We start from the raw sequence: 18,690 nt of genomic DNA, 5'->3' as shown, positions 1-18,690 counted from the left end.
TTACACAATGGAAAACAATCACGATATAGATAAAAAATTCAATGAGGCTTCTCATTCTTTGGAAGAACCTGCGACTTTTCCGGGGTTTGATAAAGTTTGGGCAAAAGTTGAAGAGAAATTAGATAAAAAAGAAGAGAAGAAAAGAGTTGTTCCTGTTTGGTTTCCTTATGGAATTGCAGCGAGTTTGATTATTGGTTTGGGAGCATTTTATTTTATTGATAAAAAAGAGGTTGTTGATATTTCAAAACCTCAAATTGCTCAGAATACAGTTTCACCTAAAACCAATTCTAGTGTTCAGGCAACTGACAGTTTGGTAAAATCTAATATTGAGAAGGAAATAAATGGTTTAAAAGAAAACCCGAACCCAAAAATATTAGCTTATGAAGATGCTAAAGTTTTCGGGAATAGTGATGCCAAAATAGGTCTTGTTCTAAAAGGGAATTCAATAATAAGCAAAAATAAAAGCAATAATTTTAGTCCAATTGAAATCAATAATATAGTTCCACAAGTTTCTGTAGACAGTGGTTACAAAGAAAAAAATATTGAGGAAGTAGTTGTTCTGGGATATAATAAAACTCAAACAAGGCAGAAAACATCTTCTTCAACCACTGTAAATGCTCAAAATTTAGAAAGTCGTCCGAATCAAGGTTTTTTAAATTCATTACAAGGTGAAGTTGCCGGTTTAGCAATTAATTCAACTTCTGGAACTCCAGGTTCAGCGAAGATTGATCACAACAGTATAAGAAATGAATTCAAACAGTATAATAATATTTCAAAAGTTTTAGTTGGAGCAGTTCCAAGTCTTCAAATAATGACAGGTCAAGGAGCTCCAGGTTCTTCTAACAATATTATAATTAGAGGAATGAGTACTGTGAATGCAAGCACAAATCCTTTATACGTTATTAATGGGAAAATTTCAGACAATAAATCTTTAAGTAATTTAAATCCAAATGCCATTGAAAGTGTTTCAGTTTTGAAAGATGCTTCAGCAACAGCAATATATGGAAACAGAGCTTCGAATGGTGTTATCATTATTAAAACCAAAAAACTTTCCCGAAAAGAAAGAAAAGCATTTGAAAGACTTCAGAAATTTCAGGACAGCATCAACCTTTCGAAACAAATTCAGAAGCAAAATAATGAAGAATACGATGCTTTTGTAGAAAATCCTTTTGAACTGACAAAAAATCAATCTGTTTCTACTTTCTCAATCGATGTTGATAAAGCTGCGTATTCCAACATCCGAAGAATGATTAACAATGGGGAATATGTCAATAAAAATACTGTGCGAATCGAGGAAATGATTAATTATTTTAAATATAATTACCCGCAACCAAAAAATAATCAGCCGTTTTCAATCAATACAGAATACAACGATTCGCCGTGGAATTCTAAGCATAAATTATTGAAAATAGGTTTGCAGGGAAAAGATATTCCGACAGATCAATTGCCGAGTTCAAATTTTGTTTTTCTGATTGATGTTTCAGGTTCAATGGATGAAGCGAATAAATTACCTTTATTAAAATCGTCTTTTAAAGTGCTTTTAGATCAATTAAGACCGCAGGATAAAGTAGGAATTGTAGTCTACGCCGGAAGTGCAGGGATGGTTTTGCCACCGACATCAGCTAAAGAGAAAAATAAAATCATTGAAGCTTTAGACAAACTTCAGGCGGGTGGAAGTACAGCAGGCGGACAAGGAATTGAGTTGGCTTACAAATTAGCTCAGGAAAATTTCATTAAAGGTGGAAATAATCGTGTTATCATCGCAACCGACGGAGATTTCAATGTGGGAACATCTTCTACGGGCGATCTTCAAACCTTGATTGAAGAAAAAAGAAAATCCGGTGTTTTTCTGACGTGCTTGGGTTTCGGAATGGGTAATTTTAAAGACAACCGAATGGAAACTTTAGCCAACAAGGGTAATGGAAATTATGCATACATCGACAATATGCAGGAAGCTAACAAATTTCTAGGGAAAGAGTTTGCAGGAAGTATGTACGCGATTGCAAAAGATGTGAAAATTCAGATTGAATTTAATCCGAAATATGTGAAATCTTACCGTCTGATTGGTTATGAAAATAGAAAACTGAAGAATGAAGATTTTACGAACGATAAAATTGATGCAGGAGAATTGGGAAGCGGACATACTGTAACGGCTTTATATGAAGTCATTCCAACTGATGTAAAATCTGAGTTTTTGCCTAAAGAAAATGATTTAAAATACACTAAAAACACAAATGATGAAAATTTTAGTGATGAATTGGCAACTGTAAAATTCAGATATAAGAAACCAGACGGAGATACAAGTTCGGAAATCGTTCAAGTGGTTAAAAGCTCAAATGAAACCATCTCTTCAGCAAGTGAGGATTTTAAATTTGCTTCTTCAGTTGCTTGGTTTGGTTTGGTTTTAAGAAATTCAGATTTAATTAAAAATAAAGACTTAAAAGAAGTTGAAAAACTAGCAAAAAAGGGTAGAGGTATTGATGAAGAAGGTTATAGAGCGGAGTTTGTAAGATTGATCGAAAGCTATAGATCAATGCAAAAATAACATTCAAAAAAGAAATTTCTTCGGAGATTTCTTTTTTTTCTCTATTTTTAGAAATATTATCAAAGATGAAAAAACTTTATCTGTTGTTGCCTCTGCTTGCGGTACATTTTGCATTTGCGCAGAATTCGCAGCGTTATTATTCGGGGACGTTTTTAAATGAAAAGAAAAAGCCTCAGAATTTTCTGAAAATTTTCAATAAAAATACAGGTGTTCATGAATTGACTGACGAAAGAGGCTTTGCAATTATTGCAGCAAAAGAATATGATACTTTAGTTTGGAACAACGGTAAAAATATTCAGGTCGTTCACGGTGTTTACGAACTTAAATATATTTTAGAAAGACAAATAAAGAAAGAATCTGTTAAAAATATCAATTCGAAAGATTATGAAAACCAGATTGAGCCTTCTGAAGTGGATGACTTCAGTATTCAAAAGTCTTACGATTCATTACGCAAAAATTCAGACCGCAATTTTTCTTCGGTTCGAAAACTTAAATATAAATCAGATTCTTTATACAAAATTAAAAATCAGCCGAGAAAATATCTTGTTTTTAACGGAAGTTTCAGTACATCATTAGACATCAAAAACAGAAACAGAATTCCGCATACTCAGAGTCGATATGTTCAGGGAAGATCAGAAAATGGTTTTCTTGTTTGGAAAGGACCGGAAACTGGCGAGATGTTCAGCTTCGGCCCTGATATTTCTACTTTAGGTTTTAACGGGCAGCCTTATGAATATGATTTCAATGGACAATTAGTTGGTTTGTCAAACGTAATTTCTCTTGCAACAGCATATAATAACAATATTTTTAAAACTACTGCCGGTTACAGCAATCAGTTAAATATGAATGCGATTATTAAAAGTGATGGAAATGAAGATGCAAGACTTTCTGTGAACATAGGTCAACGAAAAGATCAGATGTATTTTGAAGATCAGTTTGATGTGGTCAATTCTTTTAAAGCAAAATTCAGCACAAAGATTTTAAATTTTAATATCAACGCAGGATTTAATTATGAAGAAAATAAAGCGACAAATACCAACAGAATCGGACTTTTCAACAGAGCATATCAAAATTCACTTTTAACTCCGATTTCATTTTCGAATCAGCAAAATACTTATCTAAATAATGGTTTGCAGAGAAGTTACAGTGTAAATGCAGACAATCCTGACTTTCTTTTTAAACAGGAAAATAAATACAATTATTACGAAAATGTGCGACAGCTTAATTTTGATGTAAGCAGACATTGGAATGGTTTTAAACTCAATGTCAGTCAGGCTTATGACAATCAGGATATTATGCATCGAGATGTTTATAAACCGTCAACGAATGGTTTTATCAATGGATTGTACAACAGGAGAGATCAGAAAAATGAATTTTATAATTCGAATATTCTGGCAAGTTATGAATTACATGGTGGTGATTTGACGAATAAATTTAGCTTAAATCATATTCTAAATAACAGAAAAGTTAATATTAATCACAGTTTAGACAAGAATTATTTTTATCAGAGAACATCGCAGGATTATATTTTTAATTATAATTTAGATTTCGAAAATTACAACAATGATATTGAGTTTGGTGTCAACCTTGGGAATTCATTTTATACCTCAAACACGTCCCTCAAAAATAATTTTTGGTTACCAAAAGCCAATGGATACTTCACATTTACCGACATTTTTAATTGGAACAATACAGATTTCCAATTAGTAGGAGCGTACACGCAACTGTCTGCGGAACCCGAAATTGCAAAATCTTATTCTTCATACGCAACAACACAGTTTTCTGCACAAAATTCACATCTGTACTTTCCTTTAAAAGAAGTAGAAACTTTTAATAATCTTTCTAATATCAACATCAAAGAATGGAAAACGGGATTTAAATTTATTGTCAATTACAAAATGAATTTAACTGCAGAGTACTTTAATCGCAGAACATCAGATGATGTTTTTCCTGTTTTTGAAGGACAAAATTTGGTGCTGAAAAATCTTGCAGATCATACTTATAAAGGGTATGAGGTTAATTTTAATTATGACAGAATAATCAGTAATTATCAATTTAGTTTAAGCAGCAAAGCTTCCTTTTTCAAGTATAGGGATGTTGTTGATCGTGTAAAATCGGGATATAATAATCTGATGATTTCGGGTTTTAATGATGTTTACAAAATATTATCTGAAGGTCAGGTTTTAGGCGCTGTGATGGGAATTTATTATGAAAGAAACAGTGAGGGAAAATTAATTATTGATGATTTGGGTTATCCGTTAAAAGCAAAGGGTTTAAAAATAATTGCAGATCCCACACCGGATTTTGTGATGAAATTTTCTCACAACATCACTTACAAAATGTTTGCGTTAGACGTCAATTGGGAATGGAAAAAAGGAGGGCAAATCTGGAACGGAACCCAGGCTGTTCTAGATTATTACGGTCGTTCTCAAAGTTCTGCTGAAGATAGAAATATTAAAAATTATGTATTTCAAGGAGTGAATTCCAATGGGAATATCAATCAGATTCCGGTAGATTTTTATAACCCTAATCAAACGGTCGGTGAGAATCGTTGGACTAGATATGGTTTTCTTGGGGTTTCAGAAAATTATGTTGAGAAAGCTGATTATATAAGAATTAATGATATTACGCTTTCTGCATATTTTGATGTAGGAAATTTCAGAAGAGTTTTAGGCGTGAGCTTTTACATAAATAATATTTTCCTTTGGCAGGCCAATAACGGAGTAGATTCTGATCAGAATTTTTATGATTTCGATAACAGCAGAGGCTTAGATTTCTTTAATCTGCCCTCTTTTAAAACGTTCGGATGTACGGTTTCTTTTAAATTTTAAACTATGAACTTCAAATTTTTATCCAACATAGCCTTAGTTTTTATTCTATTGTCAAGCTTATTTTTAAATGCACAGAATAAATTCAGCGATTTCAAAAAAGAGAAAACTTACATACAGACCAGCCATGTTTTTTACAAGCCTGGTGAAGAAATGTTTTTTAAAATTTTTATCGTTCAGGCAGAAAACAATCTTCCCGCTAATCAAAGTAAAGTGGTTAATTTTGAACTTGTCGACCCCAGCGGAACTGTGGTAAGAAAATCGAAATACGAAATTAAAAACGGTCATGCAGACGGTTCTTTTTATTTTGGGGAAGACATGAAGGGCGGAATTTACAAAATCAGAGCTTTTACAAATTGGATGCAGAATGAAGCAGGCAAAAATGTTTTTGAAAAGGAAATTACGCTCCAGAAAATCGTTTCGCCAAGAATTTTAATGAAACTTGATTTTCCTAAAAAAGGGTATGGAGCAGGCGATGAGGTTTTAGCAGATTTCTCGATGAGAAGTTTGAGCAATCTTCCGATTCCTTTTTATGAAGCTTATTTTACGGTGATGCATCAAGGCGAAAAAATAAACGAAGGCTCATTCATTACCGATAAAGAAGGAAAATATATCTTAAAATTCAAACTTCCTGAAGTCTTGAAATCTTCAGATGCTCTGTTAAATATTAAAGTCAATTTTGATGGCTTTACAGAATCTATTTCCAGAAATATTCCTATTGTTTTAAATAATTTGGATGTTAAATTCATGCCCGAAGGCGGAACTTTTATTAATGGTATCGAACAGAATATTGCTTTTAAAGTTCTTGATGAATTTGAAAAACCGGTAGACGCAGTTTTAGGAATTTACAATCAGAATCATAAGAAATTGACGGAAGTTTCAGCATACAATTTCGGAATGGGAATTTTTCTCTTGACTCCCAAAAATGGCGAAACATATTACGCAAAAGTTCTTAAGCCTGAAAACATCAGTAAAATTTACCAACTTCCAACAGCAAAAGATAACGGAATTGTTTTTAATGCTAAAAAAGAGAATCAAAAGATCAGTTTAAATATTAATTCAACCTCAGAAAGGAATGTTATTATCTCCGGAAATTTCCGTGGAAAAGAGATTTATTCTAAAACGATGAGGTTGAAACAAGGTTTAAATCTGTTTGAAATTCCTGAAAATGAACTTCCTATTGGGATTTGCAGGTTCACTGTTTCAGAAAGTAATATTCCTCTGGCTGAACGTATTGTTTTTACCAATGAAAACAGGCAGATGAAGGTGAAAATTACTCCTACAAAGAAAAATTATCTGCCCAGAGAAAAAGTAATCGTCAATATAGAAACAACCGACGAAAACAATCAACCCATTCCTGCAAACCTTTCTATGAGCGTGGTTGATGACAAATTATGGACGTATGCCGATGATAAACAAAATCATATTCTTTCATGGCTGTTGTTAGATTCTGAACTGAGAGGAAAAATAGAAAGACCTCAGTTTTATTTCGATAAAAAAGAAGAAAAAGCAAGAAAAAGTTTAGACTTGGTTATGTTGACGAATGGTTATCGTTATTTTGAGATGATTCCAGATGTTGAAAAGAGCGGCAAATACAAATATCTTCCCGAAAAGAAGAATCCAATTTACGGAATTATAGAAGATGAAAACAAAAAACCTGTAAAAGCTGAAGTTTTTTTGGTGGAAGGAAATTCTAAAATAAAAAAACAGATTACTACAGAAAATGGTTTGTTTTATTTTTCAGATTTAAACAGAAATGAATATTATACTGTCATTGCAAAATCTCTAAGTAAGAAACAGAAAGTCAATGTGAGAATGCTTTCTTATAAATTGAATATTAATCCTTTGGTGAAACAGTCTTTAGAAAATATTGATGTTGAAGAAATCATCAAAGAAGCTGAAATCAAAGAAAAAAGACACCAATTTCTCAGGGAGTTGAAGGGATTATAAAAACTTTGCCATCAGTTAATAGTAAATCTGATACGGTGAAATCTCAAAATATTGAAGAGGTTGTTGTTTTGGGATATTCGCAAATTACTAAAAAAAATAGTACTGTTTCCTCTACTACTATTAATTCTGATTACTTTTTAGAGAACAGGCCAAATGCTGTTATGCTAAATGCTTTACAAGGTTCTGCTCCCGGAGTTATTATGAACGGAGGATCTGGAAGTCCTGGGTCAGCAAAGTTTAGTTTATTGATTCGTGGGACAAGTTCAATTAGTAGTAATCTGGATCCCTTGATTGTTATTGATGGTGTCATTTCTAATTCATACGAATTTAGAAAATTAAATTCTAATAATATAAGTAATGTCTCTATATTAAAGGACGCAGCAGCAACATCCATTTACGGAAACAGAGGTGCAAACGGAGTCATCATTATCAATTCAAAAAATTGGAGAATTTCAAACATAAAATTTAACATAACACCAGAAACCTACTTCGCTGTAAAAAATATTCCAAATGATAGTTTAGTGAATTATAATTACTCACGCCAATTTTCTTATCCGGTTTATGAATCTACCAATACTGTATATCGTCACGATTACCGTGAAACATTATACTGGAATCCTGTCGTAGAAACAGATAAAAACGGAAAAGCTAAAATAGAATTTTATCAGTCTGATGCCAATTCGGCTTTCAGAATTATGACGGAAGGAATTTCTGCATCAGGATTGATTGGAAGAGACGAAACCACTTATGCTGCTCAAAGTTTGATCTCGATTGATGCCAAAATTCCACAATATTTGACAAGAACAGATCAAATGATAATTCCTGTAGTCATTAAAAACAATTCTTCTGAAACAAAAACTTTAACTCTAAATGTCGTAGTTCCGAACTATATCAGACTGATGAAAGCAGATAGTTTGATTACTTTAAAACCCTTAGAATCCGGAAGATTGTTTGTGAAAATGCAGACCGATAAATTGGTTAATTCAAATATTCAGTTTGCTGTAAAATCGGGAGATTTCAGAGAAACCATGATTTTGCCTTTAAAAGTAGAAGAAAAAGGTTTTCCGTATCATTTTTCAATTGTTAATAATAAAAAGGAGAATATTAAAATTACTATTCCTGATTATATTAATGGCAGTTTGGAGTCGTCTTACTATGTTTATGAAAATTCTGCATTGCAGATGTTTGAAGATCTAGAACGACTGAAAAATGAACCGCACGGTTGTTTTGAGCAGCTTTCTTCAACAGTTTATCCGAATGTTTTTATTTTAGATTATTTAAAATCAACAAAAAAAATCAATTTTGATACTGAATCTACAGCAATCAAAAATCTGAAAAAAGGCTATCAGAAAATGATTTCCTACAAAAACGGCGACGGCGGTTTCTCTTATTTTGGAGGAAGCGGATCTGATGTGGCACTTTCGGCTTTTGCTTTGATGGAATTCAGAGATTTAAAGAAATATGTCAATGTTGATACAAAGTTAATTCAGAATCTGACGTCATTTATTTTATCTAAGAAAAATGCAAACGGACTTTTTGAAGTAAGAAGAGATTATGAATCGAAAACCCAATATTCAGAATACTCATGGTCAAGAAATATGTATGTATTGTATGCCCTGTCTAAAATTGGTTTTAAAAATGAGCTTCAGAATACGTATGAAGCCAGCTTAAAAAGAGCTTTGTCAACAAAAGATTCTTATCAGTTAGCTTTGATGGCAAATTCAGCGGCTCATTTGGGTAAAAACGAAGATTATAAAAACCTTCTTACCATTTTAATCGAGCAATATTCAACTAAAAATGTAAAAACCAATACAACATTTACTGGTTCTGGCGGAATTTCTGCCAACGCAGAAACCATTTCTCTTTACATGATGGCTTTGCAAAAAAACACAAATTCAGATCAGTTAAAGATTGCCGAAATTGCAGATAAGCTGATTAATTATAACGGATATTACGGATTTGGCTCTACTCAGGCAACTGCTTTGGCTTTGGAAACTTTATCAGATTTCTTCGCTAAAATGAAAAATTATATGGCGTTGATAAGCCAACGATTACGCTTAATAATGCTAAAATTAAAGCCGATAACAGTGTTGCATCTGCTTTCAGAAATGGAGAAAATGACTTGAACATTGAATATATGCATGCTAAAGGTTTGCCTTACAAACTAGATTATCATTATTACACTTTGCAGGCTCCAAAAAGTGAAAATATCCCGTTAACATTAGAAACAAAAATAAAATCTGAAGTTTCAAAAGTAGGAGAGACCAACAGAATGACGGTGATTGTGAAAAATAAAATCAACGGAGAGTTACCAATGGCAACCACAAAAATAGGTATTCCGGCGGGTCTTACTTTGCAAAATGCTTTGCTGAAAGATTTGGTTGATAAAAAACATATTTCTTATTATGAAATTTTTGATAACTATCTGGTTTTATATTGGGAACATTTTGATGCTAATGAAACGAAAATAGTTAACTTAGATTTAAAAGTTGAATTTGCAGGTGAATACACAGGGAAAGCGAGTAATGTCTATCTCTATTATATGCCGGAAGCTAAGTTTTGGAATGAAGGAATTAAAACTAAAATAGAACCTTAAGATTGTTTATGATAAATAAAATTTCTTTTTAAAATGAATGGCTCCAGCGGAGCAAAATCTGTGCAGGAAACGGTAAATTAATTTAAATGGCGCTCTATAGGAGCGCTATCTTTTTGGTTAAAATATTTTTAAAAATAAACTTTCAATAATTATTGAAAATTCAAAAACTATCATTATATTTGTAATAGAAATTTAAACAAAACGAAAATGCAACTTTCAGAAGCTAAAGAAAAATACATCCAAACTTGGGGAACCTTTGCGACTAATTGGGGAATCAACCGGACGATGGCGCAGGTTCACGCATTACTTTTAGCAGAAGGAAGACCTTTATCAACCGATGAGGTAATGGATTTGCTGGAAGTTTCCAGAGGAAATGCCAACATGAATCTTAGGGCATTGATTGACTGGGGAATTGTAAAAAAGAATTTGTAAAAGGCGACCGTAAAGAATATTTCGTAGCAGAAAAAGATGTGTGGTATCTGTTTAAACAAATAACGAAAGAGAGAAGAAAGAGAGAAATAGAACCGGTAATCTCTTTCCTTGAAGAACTTAAAAATATTGAAGATAAAGATTCTGAAGGAGCAAAAGAATTTATTAAACTGATGGAAGATTTCAGTTCTGTGACAGGAAAGATTAACAATATTATGGATCTCGCTATAAAAAGTGACGACCATTGGTTGGTCGGTAAGATTACCAACTTGTTAAAATAGAAAGGATTTCAAAACTCCTTTTTTATTTCAATTGAAGTTTCAAAAATTATTGAAAGTATAGTAAAATATAATAACTAAAAATAGAAGCCATGAAACTAAATATTTTAAAAGTAGAAGTGATTTTCCAAACAATTTTAAGTTTAGGAAGTTTTTTTTACATTCTCGCAGATTATAGTAAACATGATCAGGCATCAGACTTTTTATCGCACTCTTTTTTATTGGTGTCTCCAATCTCTTAGGTTTTTTGATTAGAATAAGTACAGTAGCTAGTAAATTTCACCGATATTACTTCTTCGGAGTAATCTTGTTTTTCATTTCATTGTATGCTATATCTTGTCTCAGTATCAATTCTAATGTTGATTTTGCAATGTATTTTATGGGGGCGGGAGGAATACTTTTCAATATTTATTATTTGGTTTACGGATTTTACATCATAAAAAATATAAGTAGGAATAGAAAAGATAAAAACTCTTTTTTATTTCTTACGAAGTTTCAAAAATTATTGAAAATATAATAATTATAAAATGTTTAATATTATTTCATATATCATTTTCCTCGCCATTACTTCGTACATCACGGTTGATGTGGGCAGAAGGTGCTTCAATTCAGGGAAATTGTATTTGGAATATTTGATGAAAGACAAAGATTTTTGCCTCACCGTCAACAGAATTCTTCTGGGAAGTTACTACCTCGTCAATCTGGGTTATATTTCAATAAGTTTAAGCTTTTGGGGCAAAATTTCGAGTATCGAAGAACTATTGTATACTGTTTCCACCCGCATCGGAACCATCGTTTTAATTCTCTGTGCATTACATTTTATCAATATGTTCACAATTTATGTTTTAAGAAAAAAATTAACAATAAAATAGACTATCATGACAGCAACAATTCTTGCCCAAACGTACAACTTTTCAGCGTACATGATCTACTTACCAATCGTCATCACGCTCACTGTGCTGGTTTCACAATTTCTGTTTAAAAATTCAAAAACATTTATGATTGATATTTTCATCAGAAAGAAGATATTGCAATGGCGACCAACTCACTCTTTAAAATTGGGTTCTATCTTTTAAACATCGGGTTTGCCCTTTGTATTATTGAATTTTTTCAAATAGAAACTGTTGAAAGACTTGTCGTTGCTTTAAGCAAAAAAATCGGAGGATTTTCAATTTACTTGGGAGTAATGATGCTTTTGAACTTACTGCTTTTCCTGAAAGGTAGAAAACATGCGATGAATAAAGATAAAATCCAGAATGAAGAAACTACTTAATTGTAATTTTTAAATTAAATATTATGAAAAACCTGATCATTCATTTAGTTCTCATCTTTTATTTCGGAGGAAAAACGAAAAGAATAACATTTTAAATTGTAATACTAAGAGAACAATTATAAAACTAAAAAAATGAATCACCTTGAATTAACAAAAAAAGTAGAATGGAAAGACCTTAAAAAACTTTCCGTCAAAGAAATGTTGATTGAAAATAATATCAGTGTGCCATGGCTTTTTATTTCCTTGTTTTTGGCTTATAAAGGATATTGTTGGGCTGCACTTCCGTTTTCAGGATTCTATTTTTTGACGGCGCTCAGACAGGTTCACAACGGTTTTCACAACTCGTTGGGAACAGGGAAATTTCTCACTTGGTTATCAATGTATCTCAATAGTGTGTCAATGATGGCCTCAATTCATGCGGTGAAATTCAATCATATCAGACATCATAAATTTTGTCTTTCAGAAGAAGATTACGAAGGGAAATCTGCTTCGATGAAATGGTACGAAGCTATTTTCTACGGGCCAAAGCATATGTTTTTAATTCACTGGATAACATTTAAATTAGCAAATAAAAAATATAAGCGAAATATGTTTTTGGAACTAATTTCAATCTCAGTTTTTGTTTTCATTGCTTTTTATTTTAAAATTAATTTTTTGATTTATCACATTTCAATTATGTTTTTTGGAGAACTTTTAATGGCATTTTTTGCGGTTTGGACGGTGCATCATGATACCCACGATCATCCTGAAATCGCAAGAACCCAACGCGGATTTTGGAAGAATAAATTGACATTCATCATGTTTTATCACATGGAACATCACCTATTTCCCGCAGTTCCAACCATTAAATTACCCGAACTTGCAGAAAGAATTGATAAAGTTCTGCCGGACTTTAATAAAAAACAAACATTTTAAGATGTCAAAGATTTATTTAACAACAATCATCAAAGCCGATATTAACACAGTTTTCGATTTGTCAAGAGATATCGATTTACACCAAAAATCAACTTTTAAAACTGGCGAAAAAGCAATTGCAGGAAAAACATCAGGATTAATTGAATTGGGAGAAACCGTAACTTGGAGAGCAAAGCATTTGGGATTTTACCAAACTCATACTTCAAAAATTATTGAGATGGAAAAGCCAAATAAATTCACGGATGTTATGTTGAAAGGAAGATTTAAATCGTTTAAACATCAGCATATTTTTAAACAAGAAGGTAAAAACACAATAATGACCGATATTTTAGAATTTGAATCTCCTTTCGGAATTATCGGAAAACTTTTCAACATATTTTTTCTTAAAAATTATATGAAAAACTTCTTGTTAGAAAGAAATAAAATAATTAAAAACACAGCACAAAGATGAATTTCCTTAAAGCCGAATGGCGAAAATTAGCTATTATCAATTACGAAATTGATCCTCAAATCTTAATTAAATATCTTCCAAAAGGCACAGAACTCGATTTTTATCAAGGGAAATGTTATGTAAGCTTAGTCGGATTTATGTTTCTCAATACAAAATTATTAGGACTTCCGATTCCTTTTCATAGAAATTTTGAAGAAGTTAATTTGAGATTTTATGTAAAGAAAAAAGAAGGAAACACTTGGAAAAGAGGAGTCGTTTTTATCAAAGAAATTGTTCCGAAGGCTGCTTTGAGTTTTGTAGCCAATTCCATCTACAAAGAAAATTACAAAACAATGCCGATGAAAAATAGCCTAAAGCAGGATGATAAGGAAATATCAGTTAAATATTCTTGGAAAGATAAAAATTGGTATTTTATGGAAATTACTGCCGAAAATTTAGCTTTGCCGATGGAAAATGAATCAGAATTTGAATTTATCACTGAACATTATTGGGGCTTCACCAAAAAAGGAAACAAAACTTCTGAATATGAAGTCTGTCATCCGCAATGGTATTGGTATGTCGTTAAAAGTCATCATCTGGAAATTGATTTTAGTAAAATTTACGGAAAAGATTTTGAATTTTTAAACAATCAGAAACCAATTTCAGTCATGCTTGCAGAAGGCTCTGAAATTGAGGTGAGGACTAAAAAGTATTTAGTTTAGAAAGAGCTAAGTAAAAAGTATTGAAGTTAATTTTCCAGAATGAAAATCTTAGATTTTCAAAAACTCATATGCTGTAAAATATTTTCAAAGCTGTAAACTTAAAACCCATGTGACTTATGTGTTAAAAGAACGTTGTCACCAATAGACAAACTCAAAAATTCCCAGTAACTAAAAAACTTTTGTGCCTTTTGTTGTTAAAGTTTAAATTAGCAAAAACTAAACTTTATGTTAAGTAAAAAAACTAAAACCTTTTTTCTTTCATCACTATTCATCTCATCATCCCTATTTTCACAGGCTCACAACGTTTCGGAAGGCTATCAAAAACCGACTGATCCATTGGTTATTCAAAATCTTGAAAACTGGCAAGATTTAAAATTCGGATTGTTTATGCATTGGGGAACCTACAGTCAATGGGGAATTGTCGAAAGTTGGAGCTTATGTCCGGAAGATGAATCATGGACGCAGCGTAAACCCGAACACGGGAAATCTTACAATGAATATGTGAAAAACTATGAAAATCTTCAGACGACTTTCAATCCGACTCAATTTAACCCACAAAAATGGGCAGATGCTGCAAAAAAAGCAGGAATGAAATATGTGGTGTTCACAACAAAGCATCACGACGGTTTTACCATGTTTCATACGCAACAGTCTGATTATAAGATTACTTCTTCAAAAACACCTTTTTCCAAAAATCCGAAAGCGGATGTGACGAAAGAAATTTTCAGTACATTCCGAAAAGATGGCTTCAAAATCGGAGCTTATTTTTCAAAACCCGATTGGCATTCTGATGATTATTGGTGGTCGTATTTTCCGCCAAAAGACCGAAATGTGAATTATGATCCAAAAAAACATCCTGAAAGATGGAACAATTTCAAAAATTTCACATTTAATCAGTTAAATGAAATCACTTCAAACTATGGTAAAATTGATATTCTTTGGTTAGACGGAGGTTGGGTTCGCCCATTCAACACAATCGATCAAAAAGTGGAATGGCAGAGAACAATCAAGGTCGAACAGGATATTGATATGGATAGAATCGGAACGATGGCTCGTAAAAACCAACCCGGAATTATCGTTGTAGACCGCACCGTTCCCGGTAAATGGGAAAATTATGTGACACCCGAACAAGCTGTTCCTGAAAAGGCGCTTTCGGTTCCTTGGGAAAGCTGCATAACGATGGGAGATTCGTTTTCGTACGTTCCAAATGACAATTACAAATCATCTCAGAAAATCATTGAAACGTTAGTTAAAATCATTTCGAGAGGTGGAAATTACCTGATGAATATTGCTCCCGGACCCAACGGAGATTATGATGCAATTGTTTATCAAAGATTAAAGGAAATCTCAACCTGGATGGATAAAAATCAGTCCGCTGTTTTTGCAACAAGAGCTGTAGAACCTTATCATGACGGGAATTTTTATTATACACAAAGTAAAGATGGAAGGACAGTTAATATTTTTCACATCGATGAAAAAATAAATTATCAAGCTCCTTTAACTTTAAGTTTTTCAATTCCTGAAAGCTTTAAACCAAAATCATTAAAAATCTTAGGAATTTCCTCAAAAATTCAATGGAAAAAAACAGAAAATTCAATTGAAATTAATTTGCCAAAAGAAAGAGCTCAATTAAAATATTCAACTGTAATTCAAATAATGCAATAATGAAGTTTAGATTAAAATTAATTGGAATTTCATTATTGAGTTCTATTTTCATTTCTGCCCAAAAACCTTTATATAAAGATCCAAAACATCCTGTAGAAGCCAGAGTTCAGGATTTGCTGAATAGAATGACACCTGAAGAAAAATTCTGGCAGTGTTTCATGATTCCCGGAGATTTAGATAACGTTCCGAAAGGTCAATATTCTCACGGCATCTTCGGATTGCAGGTGAGCGCAGGAAATCAAGGCGGTGGAGCTGCCGGACAAATATTGAAATATAATGCAAACGAAGATGCAGAAAGATTAGCTAAAAAGATCAATGCGATTCAGAAATATTTCGTTGAAGAATCCCGATTGGGAATCCCGATTATCCCTTTTGATGAGGCCTTGCATGGATTAATGCGAGAAGGTGCGACGGCTTTTCCTCAGGCAATTGGCTTGTCAGCGACTTTCAATCCTGAGTTGATGAAAGAAGTTTCGACAGCAATTGCCAAAGAATCACGATTGCGGGGAATCCGTCAGATTCTGACACCGGTTGTGAATTTGGCGAGCGACGTTCGATGGGGTAGAACGGAGGAAACATATGGTGAAGATCCGTTTTTGACTTCCGTGATGGGGGTAAATTTTGTCAGTTCATTTGAAAATCAGGGAATTATTACCACTACAAAACACTTTTTAGCGAATGTTGGGGAAGGGGGAAGAGACTCATATCCAATTCATTGGAGTAAAAGATATTTGGAGGAAACACATTTAATTCCTTTTCAAAAAGCCTTTAATCAGGGGAAAAGTCGTTCGGTCATGACTTCTTATAATTTGTTGGATGGAAGACCTTCAACAGCAAATCATTGGTTATTGACCGAAAAATTAAAAAAGACTGGAATTTCAAAGGTTTCGTCATTAGTGACGCAAGTGCGGTGGGTGGTGCAAATGTTCTCCATTTTACAGCAAAAGATTATGACGATGCTTCTGCACAGGCGATCAATGCAGGTCTTGACGTGATTTTCCAGACAGAATATCAACATTATAAATTGTTTATTCCACCATTTTTGGATGGAAGAATTTCACAGGAAAGAATTGATGATGCGGTTGCAAGGGTTTTAAGAGCAAAATTTGAATTAGGCTTGTTTGAAAATCCCTACGTTTCCAATAAAGATATTGAAGAGTTAAAGAAATTAAATTACAAACCATTAGCGGAAAAAACAGCCATTGAATCTTTTGTTTTGCTCCAAAATAATAATCAGACACTTCCGATTTCGGAAAATATTAAAAAGATTTTAGTGGTTGGAATAGATGCTGTTGATGCAAGATTAGGAGGTTATTCCGGACCAGGAAATAAGAAAGTGAGTATTTTGGATGGAATTAAAAATTTAACTAAAAATAAAAATATTGAAGTCAATTATTCAAAAGGAATTGACTGGAATTTGAAGAACTTTATAACCGTTCCGACTGAGTTTTTATCTTCAGAAAATCAAAAAGGATTGAAAGGAAATTACTTTTCAAATTCTGATTTAAAAGGAAATCCTGCGTTTGAAAAACAAGACGAAAAGTTGAATTTCAAATGGACTTTATATTCTCCAAATCCTGAAAAACTGCAGCCAGACAATTACAGCGTTCGCTGGACAGGAAAATTGAAAGCCCCGAATTCTGGAAAATATCAATTGGGATTGCGCGGAAATGACGGTTTCAGATTGTATTTAAACGGAAAATTATTAATCGACAATTGGGAAAAATTGAGTTATTCAACTAAAACAGTTGATGTAGATTTTGTGAAAGGTCAAAAGTCTGATATTGTCATTGAGTTTCATGAAAATAGAGGAGAAGCAAACATCGAATTGATCTGGAACTATGGTTTAAATAATTATCAAAAAGACTTTAATGATGCTTTAAAACAAGTCCAAAATGCAGATTACATCATCGTCACAGCGGGAATTCATGAAGGTGAATTTCAAGATCGTTCTTCATTGAGTCTGCCCGGAAATCAGGAACAATTTATTCACGAAGTTTCAAAATTAAATAAACCGACAACAGTTGTTTTGGTGGGTGGTTCTGCAATAAAAACTACGAATTGGAAAGATAAAGTCGGAGCCATTTTAGATGTTTGGTATCCCGGAGAAGAAGGCGGAAATGCGGTGGCAAAAGTGCTTTTCGGAGCAGAAAATCCTTCTGGGAAATTGCCGATTACGTTTCCGATTGAGGAAGGTCAGTTGCCTTTGACGTACAATCATCATCCGACAGGGCGCGGAAATGATTATTACGATTTGAGTGGTGAGCCATTGTATCCGTTTGGTTTTGGATTGAGTTATACTACTTTTGAAATCTCTGATTTACAATTAAATAAAACAAAATATTCTGAAAATGAAACGATTGTCGCTAAAATTCAAGTTAAAAATACAGGTTCGAAAGCGGGAAGTGAAGTCGTTCAATTATATGTAAAAGATTTACTGGCTTCGGTTTCAAGACCGATTCTTGAGTTGAAAGGTTTTCAAAAAGTACAGTTAAAACCGGGAGAATCAAAGCAAATTACGATTGAAGTTCTTGTGAAAGAATTACAGTTTTTAGACGAAAAAATGAATTGGATCGTAGAAAAAGGTACTTACAGAATCATGGTTGGGAATTCTTCAAAAAACCTTCCTTTAAAACAAAATATTGAAGTTCAGTAAAATATAGAGCAGAAAATATTGGTATGATATGTGTAATATTTACTTAAAATCTGAATGAATTTAATTGATAATTATTCATTCATTAAAATCATTCAAAAAAATAAATGTTATGAAAAAGTTATTGATATCAACAGTTTTGTTATTAGGATTATCATTCAATGCTTACGGACAGAAACGTCCACCTGCACCACCACATCCGTCAAAAACCCAATTAGCAAACAGCAAAGCAAATGAATTGGATAAAAGATACAGAACAGAAAAAAAAATGATTATGAATCATCCTGTTGCTACAAAAAAGATGAAAAACGAACAGTTGAGAGCTTTGAATCTTAGGTATCAGAATGAAAAGAAGCTGTTGAGATCTGCGAGATAACTAAAAGCAGTTATCATTAAAATAGTTTTA

The 18,690-nt window shown here is 32.8% G+C and carries 14 protein-coding genes and 2 pseudogenes; all 16 read left to right on the top strand.

The genetic code is table 11. The features are described 5' to 3' along the window. Positions 1 to 7 precede the first annotated feature (7 nt). The 16 genes and pseudogenes from EAG08_RS04585 (at position 8) to EAG08_RS04520 (ending at position 18,660) form a co-directional block, all read left to right on the top strand. Positions 8 to 2,545 carry a vWA domain-containing protein gene (locus EAG08_RS04585; RefSeq protein ID WP_129534431.1) on the top strand — a complete coding sequence of 846 codons (2,538 nt, stop codon included), beginning with the start codon at positions 8 to 10 and terminating at the stop codon, positions 2,543 to 2,545. A gap of 65 nt (positions 2,546 to 2,610) precedes the next feature. Continuing rightward, entirely contained in the window at positions 2,611 to 5,376 is a 2,766-nt protein-coding gene (locus EAG08_RS04580; RefSeq protein ID WP_129534430.1) for a hypothetical protein, read from the top strand. A 3-nt stretch (positions 5,377 to 5,379) separates the two neighbouring features. Further along, complete coding sequence (locus EAG08_RS04575; RefSeq protein ID WP_129534429.1) at positions 5,380 to 7,323, top strand: hypothetical protein; 1,944 nt, start codon at positions 5,380 to 5,382, stop codon at positions 7,321 to 7,323. 5 nt (positions 7,324 to 7,328) lie between these two features. Beyond that, the gene (locus EAG08_RS04570; protein WP_129534428.1) at positions 7,329 to 9,449 is read left to right on the top strand and encodes a TonB-dependent receptor plug domain-containing protein; all 2,121 of its coding nucleotides are present in this window, start codon (positions 7,329 to 7,331) and stop codon (positions 9,447 to 9,449) included. After that, on the top strand, positions 9,446 to 9,919 hold the full coding sequence (locus EAG08_RS04565) for a hypothetical protein (RefSeq protein ID WP_129534427.1): 474 nt from the start codon (positions 9,446 to 9,448) through the stop codon (positions 9,917 to 9,919). Before EAG08_RS04570 ends, EAG08_RS04565 begins: the two co-directional genes overlap by 4 nt. A 207-nt stretch (positions 9,920 to 10,126) precedes the next feature. Continuing rightward, a complete protein-coding gene (locus tag EAG08_RS21855; RefSeq protein WP_228446770.1) occupies positions 10,127 to 10,351 on the top strand; it encodes a GbsR/MarR family transcriptional regulator in 225 nt (74 codons plus the stop codon). Positions 10,352 to 10,389: 38 nt separating this feature from the next. After that, entirely contained in the window at positions 10,390 to 10,629 is a 240-nt protein-coding gene (locus tag EAG08_RS21850) for a hypothetical protein (protein ID WP_228446769.1), read from the top strand. Between the two features lie 524 nt (positions 10,630 to 11,153). After that, positions 11,154 to 11,498, top strand: coding sequence for a hypothetical protein (locus EAG08_RS04555; RefSeq protein ID WP_129534426.1), 345 nt, complete (start codon positions 11,154 to 11,156; stop codon positions 11,496 to 11,498). A 6-nt stretch (positions 11,499 to 11,504) separates the two neighbouring features. Beyond that, positions 11,505 to 11,899: pseudogene (locus tag EAG08_RS04550) on the top strand (hypothetical protein). Between the two features lie 132 nt (positions 11,900 to 12,031). Next, on the top strand, positions 12,032 to 12,814 hold the full coding sequence (locus EAG08_RS04545; RefSeq protein ID WP_129534425.1) for a fatty acid desaturase: 783 nt from the start codon (positions 12,032 to 12,034) through the stop codon (positions 12,812 to 12,814). Between the two features lies 1 nt (position 12,815). After that, positions 12,816 to 13,265, top strand: coding sequence for an SRPBCC family protein (locus EAG08_RS04540; RefSeq protein WP_129534424.1), 450 nt, complete (start codon positions 12,816 to 12,818; stop codon positions 13,263 to 13,265). Next, a complete protein-coding gene (locus EAG08_RS04535; protein WP_129534423.1) occupies positions 13,262 to 13,966 on the top strand; it encodes a YqjF family protein in 705 nt (234 codons plus the stop codon). Before EAG08_RS04540 ends, EAG08_RS04535 begins: the two co-directional genes overlap by 4 nt. Positions 13,967 to 14,191: 225 nt before the next feature. Next, the gene (locus EAG08_RS04530; protein ID WP_129534422.1) at positions 14,192 to 15,631 is read left to right on the top strand and encodes an alpha-L-fucosidase; all 1,440 of its coding nucleotides are present in this window, start codon (positions 14,192 to 14,194) and stop codon (positions 15,629 to 15,631) included. Beyond that, a pseudogene (locus tag EAG08_RS21845) lies at positions 15,631 to 16,670 on the top strand (glycoside hydrolase family 3 protein); the annotation flags it as partial. The gene EAG08_RS04530 and the pseudogene EAG08_RS21845, both read left to right, overlap by 1 nt. 234 nt (positions 16,671 to 16,904) lie before the next feature. Continuing rightward, positions 16,905 to 18,287, top strand: coding sequence for a glycoside hydrolase family 3 C-terminal domain-containing protein (locus EAG08_RS21840; RefSeq protein ID WP_410493351.1), 1,383 nt, complete (start codon positions 16,905 to 16,907; stop codon positions 18,285 to 18,287). 109 nt (positions 18,288 to 18,396) lie between these two features. Further along, positions 18,397 to 18,660, top strand: coding sequence for a hypothetical protein (locus EAG08_RS04520; RefSeq protein ID WP_129534421.1), 264 nt, complete (start codon positions 18,397 to 18,399; stop codon positions 18,658 to 18,660). Positions 18,661 to 18,690 lie beyond the last annotated feature (30 nt).

The sequence above is a fragment of the Chryseobacterium sp. 3008163 genome (assembly GCF_003669035.1).
Taxonomy (GTDB): domain Bacteria; phylum Bacteroidota; class Bacteroidia; order Flavobacteriales; family Weeksellaceae; genus Chryseobacterium.
Note: the sequence above shows the minus strand (reverse complement) of the source record. Positions and strands in the feature narration are given on the sequence as shown.

Excerpts from the sequence above, each read along its gene's own strand:
- EAG08_RS21855 (WP_228446770.1), top strand. The coding sequence starts at position 10,127 with ATGCAACTTTCAGAAGCTAAAGAAAAATACATCCAAACTTGGGGAACC.
- EAG08_RS04530 (WP_129534422.1), top strand. The coding sequence starts at position 14,192 with ATGTTAAGTAAAAAAACTAAAACCTTTTTTCTTTCATCACTATTCATC.
- EAG08_RS04520 (WP_129534421.1), top strand. The coding sequence starts at position 18,397 with ATGAAAAAGTTATTGATATCAACAGTTTTGTTATTAGGATTATCATTC.
- EAG08_RS04555 (WP_129534426.1), top strand. The coding sequence starts at position 11,154 with ATGTTTAATATTATTTCATATATCATTTTCCTCGCCATTACTTCGTAC.
- EAG08_RS04545 (WP_129534425.1), top strand. The coding sequence starts at position 12,032 with ATGAATCACCTTGAATTAACAAAAAAAGTAGAATGGAAAGACCTTAAA.
- EAG08_RS04540 (WP_129534424.1), top strand. The coding sequence starts at position 12,816 with ATGTCAAAGATTTATTTAACAACAATCATCAAAGCCGATATTAACACA.
- EAG08_RS04585 (WP_129534431.1), top strand. The coding sequence starts at position 8 with ATGGAAAACAATCACGATATAGATAAAAAATTCAATGAGGCTTCTCAT.
- EAG08_RS04535 (WP_129534423.1), top strand. The coding sequence starts at position 13,262 with ATGAATTTCCTTAAAGCCGAATGGCGAAAATTAGCTATTATCAATTAC.
- EAG08_RS04575 (WP_129534429.1), top strand. The coding sequence starts at position 5,380 with ATGAACTTCAAATTTTTATCCAACATAGCCTTAGTTTTTATTCTATTG.
- EAG08_RS04580 (WP_129534430.1), top strand. The coding sequence starts at position 2,611 with ATGAAAAAACTTTATCTGTTGTTGCCTCTGCTTGCGGTACATTTTGCA.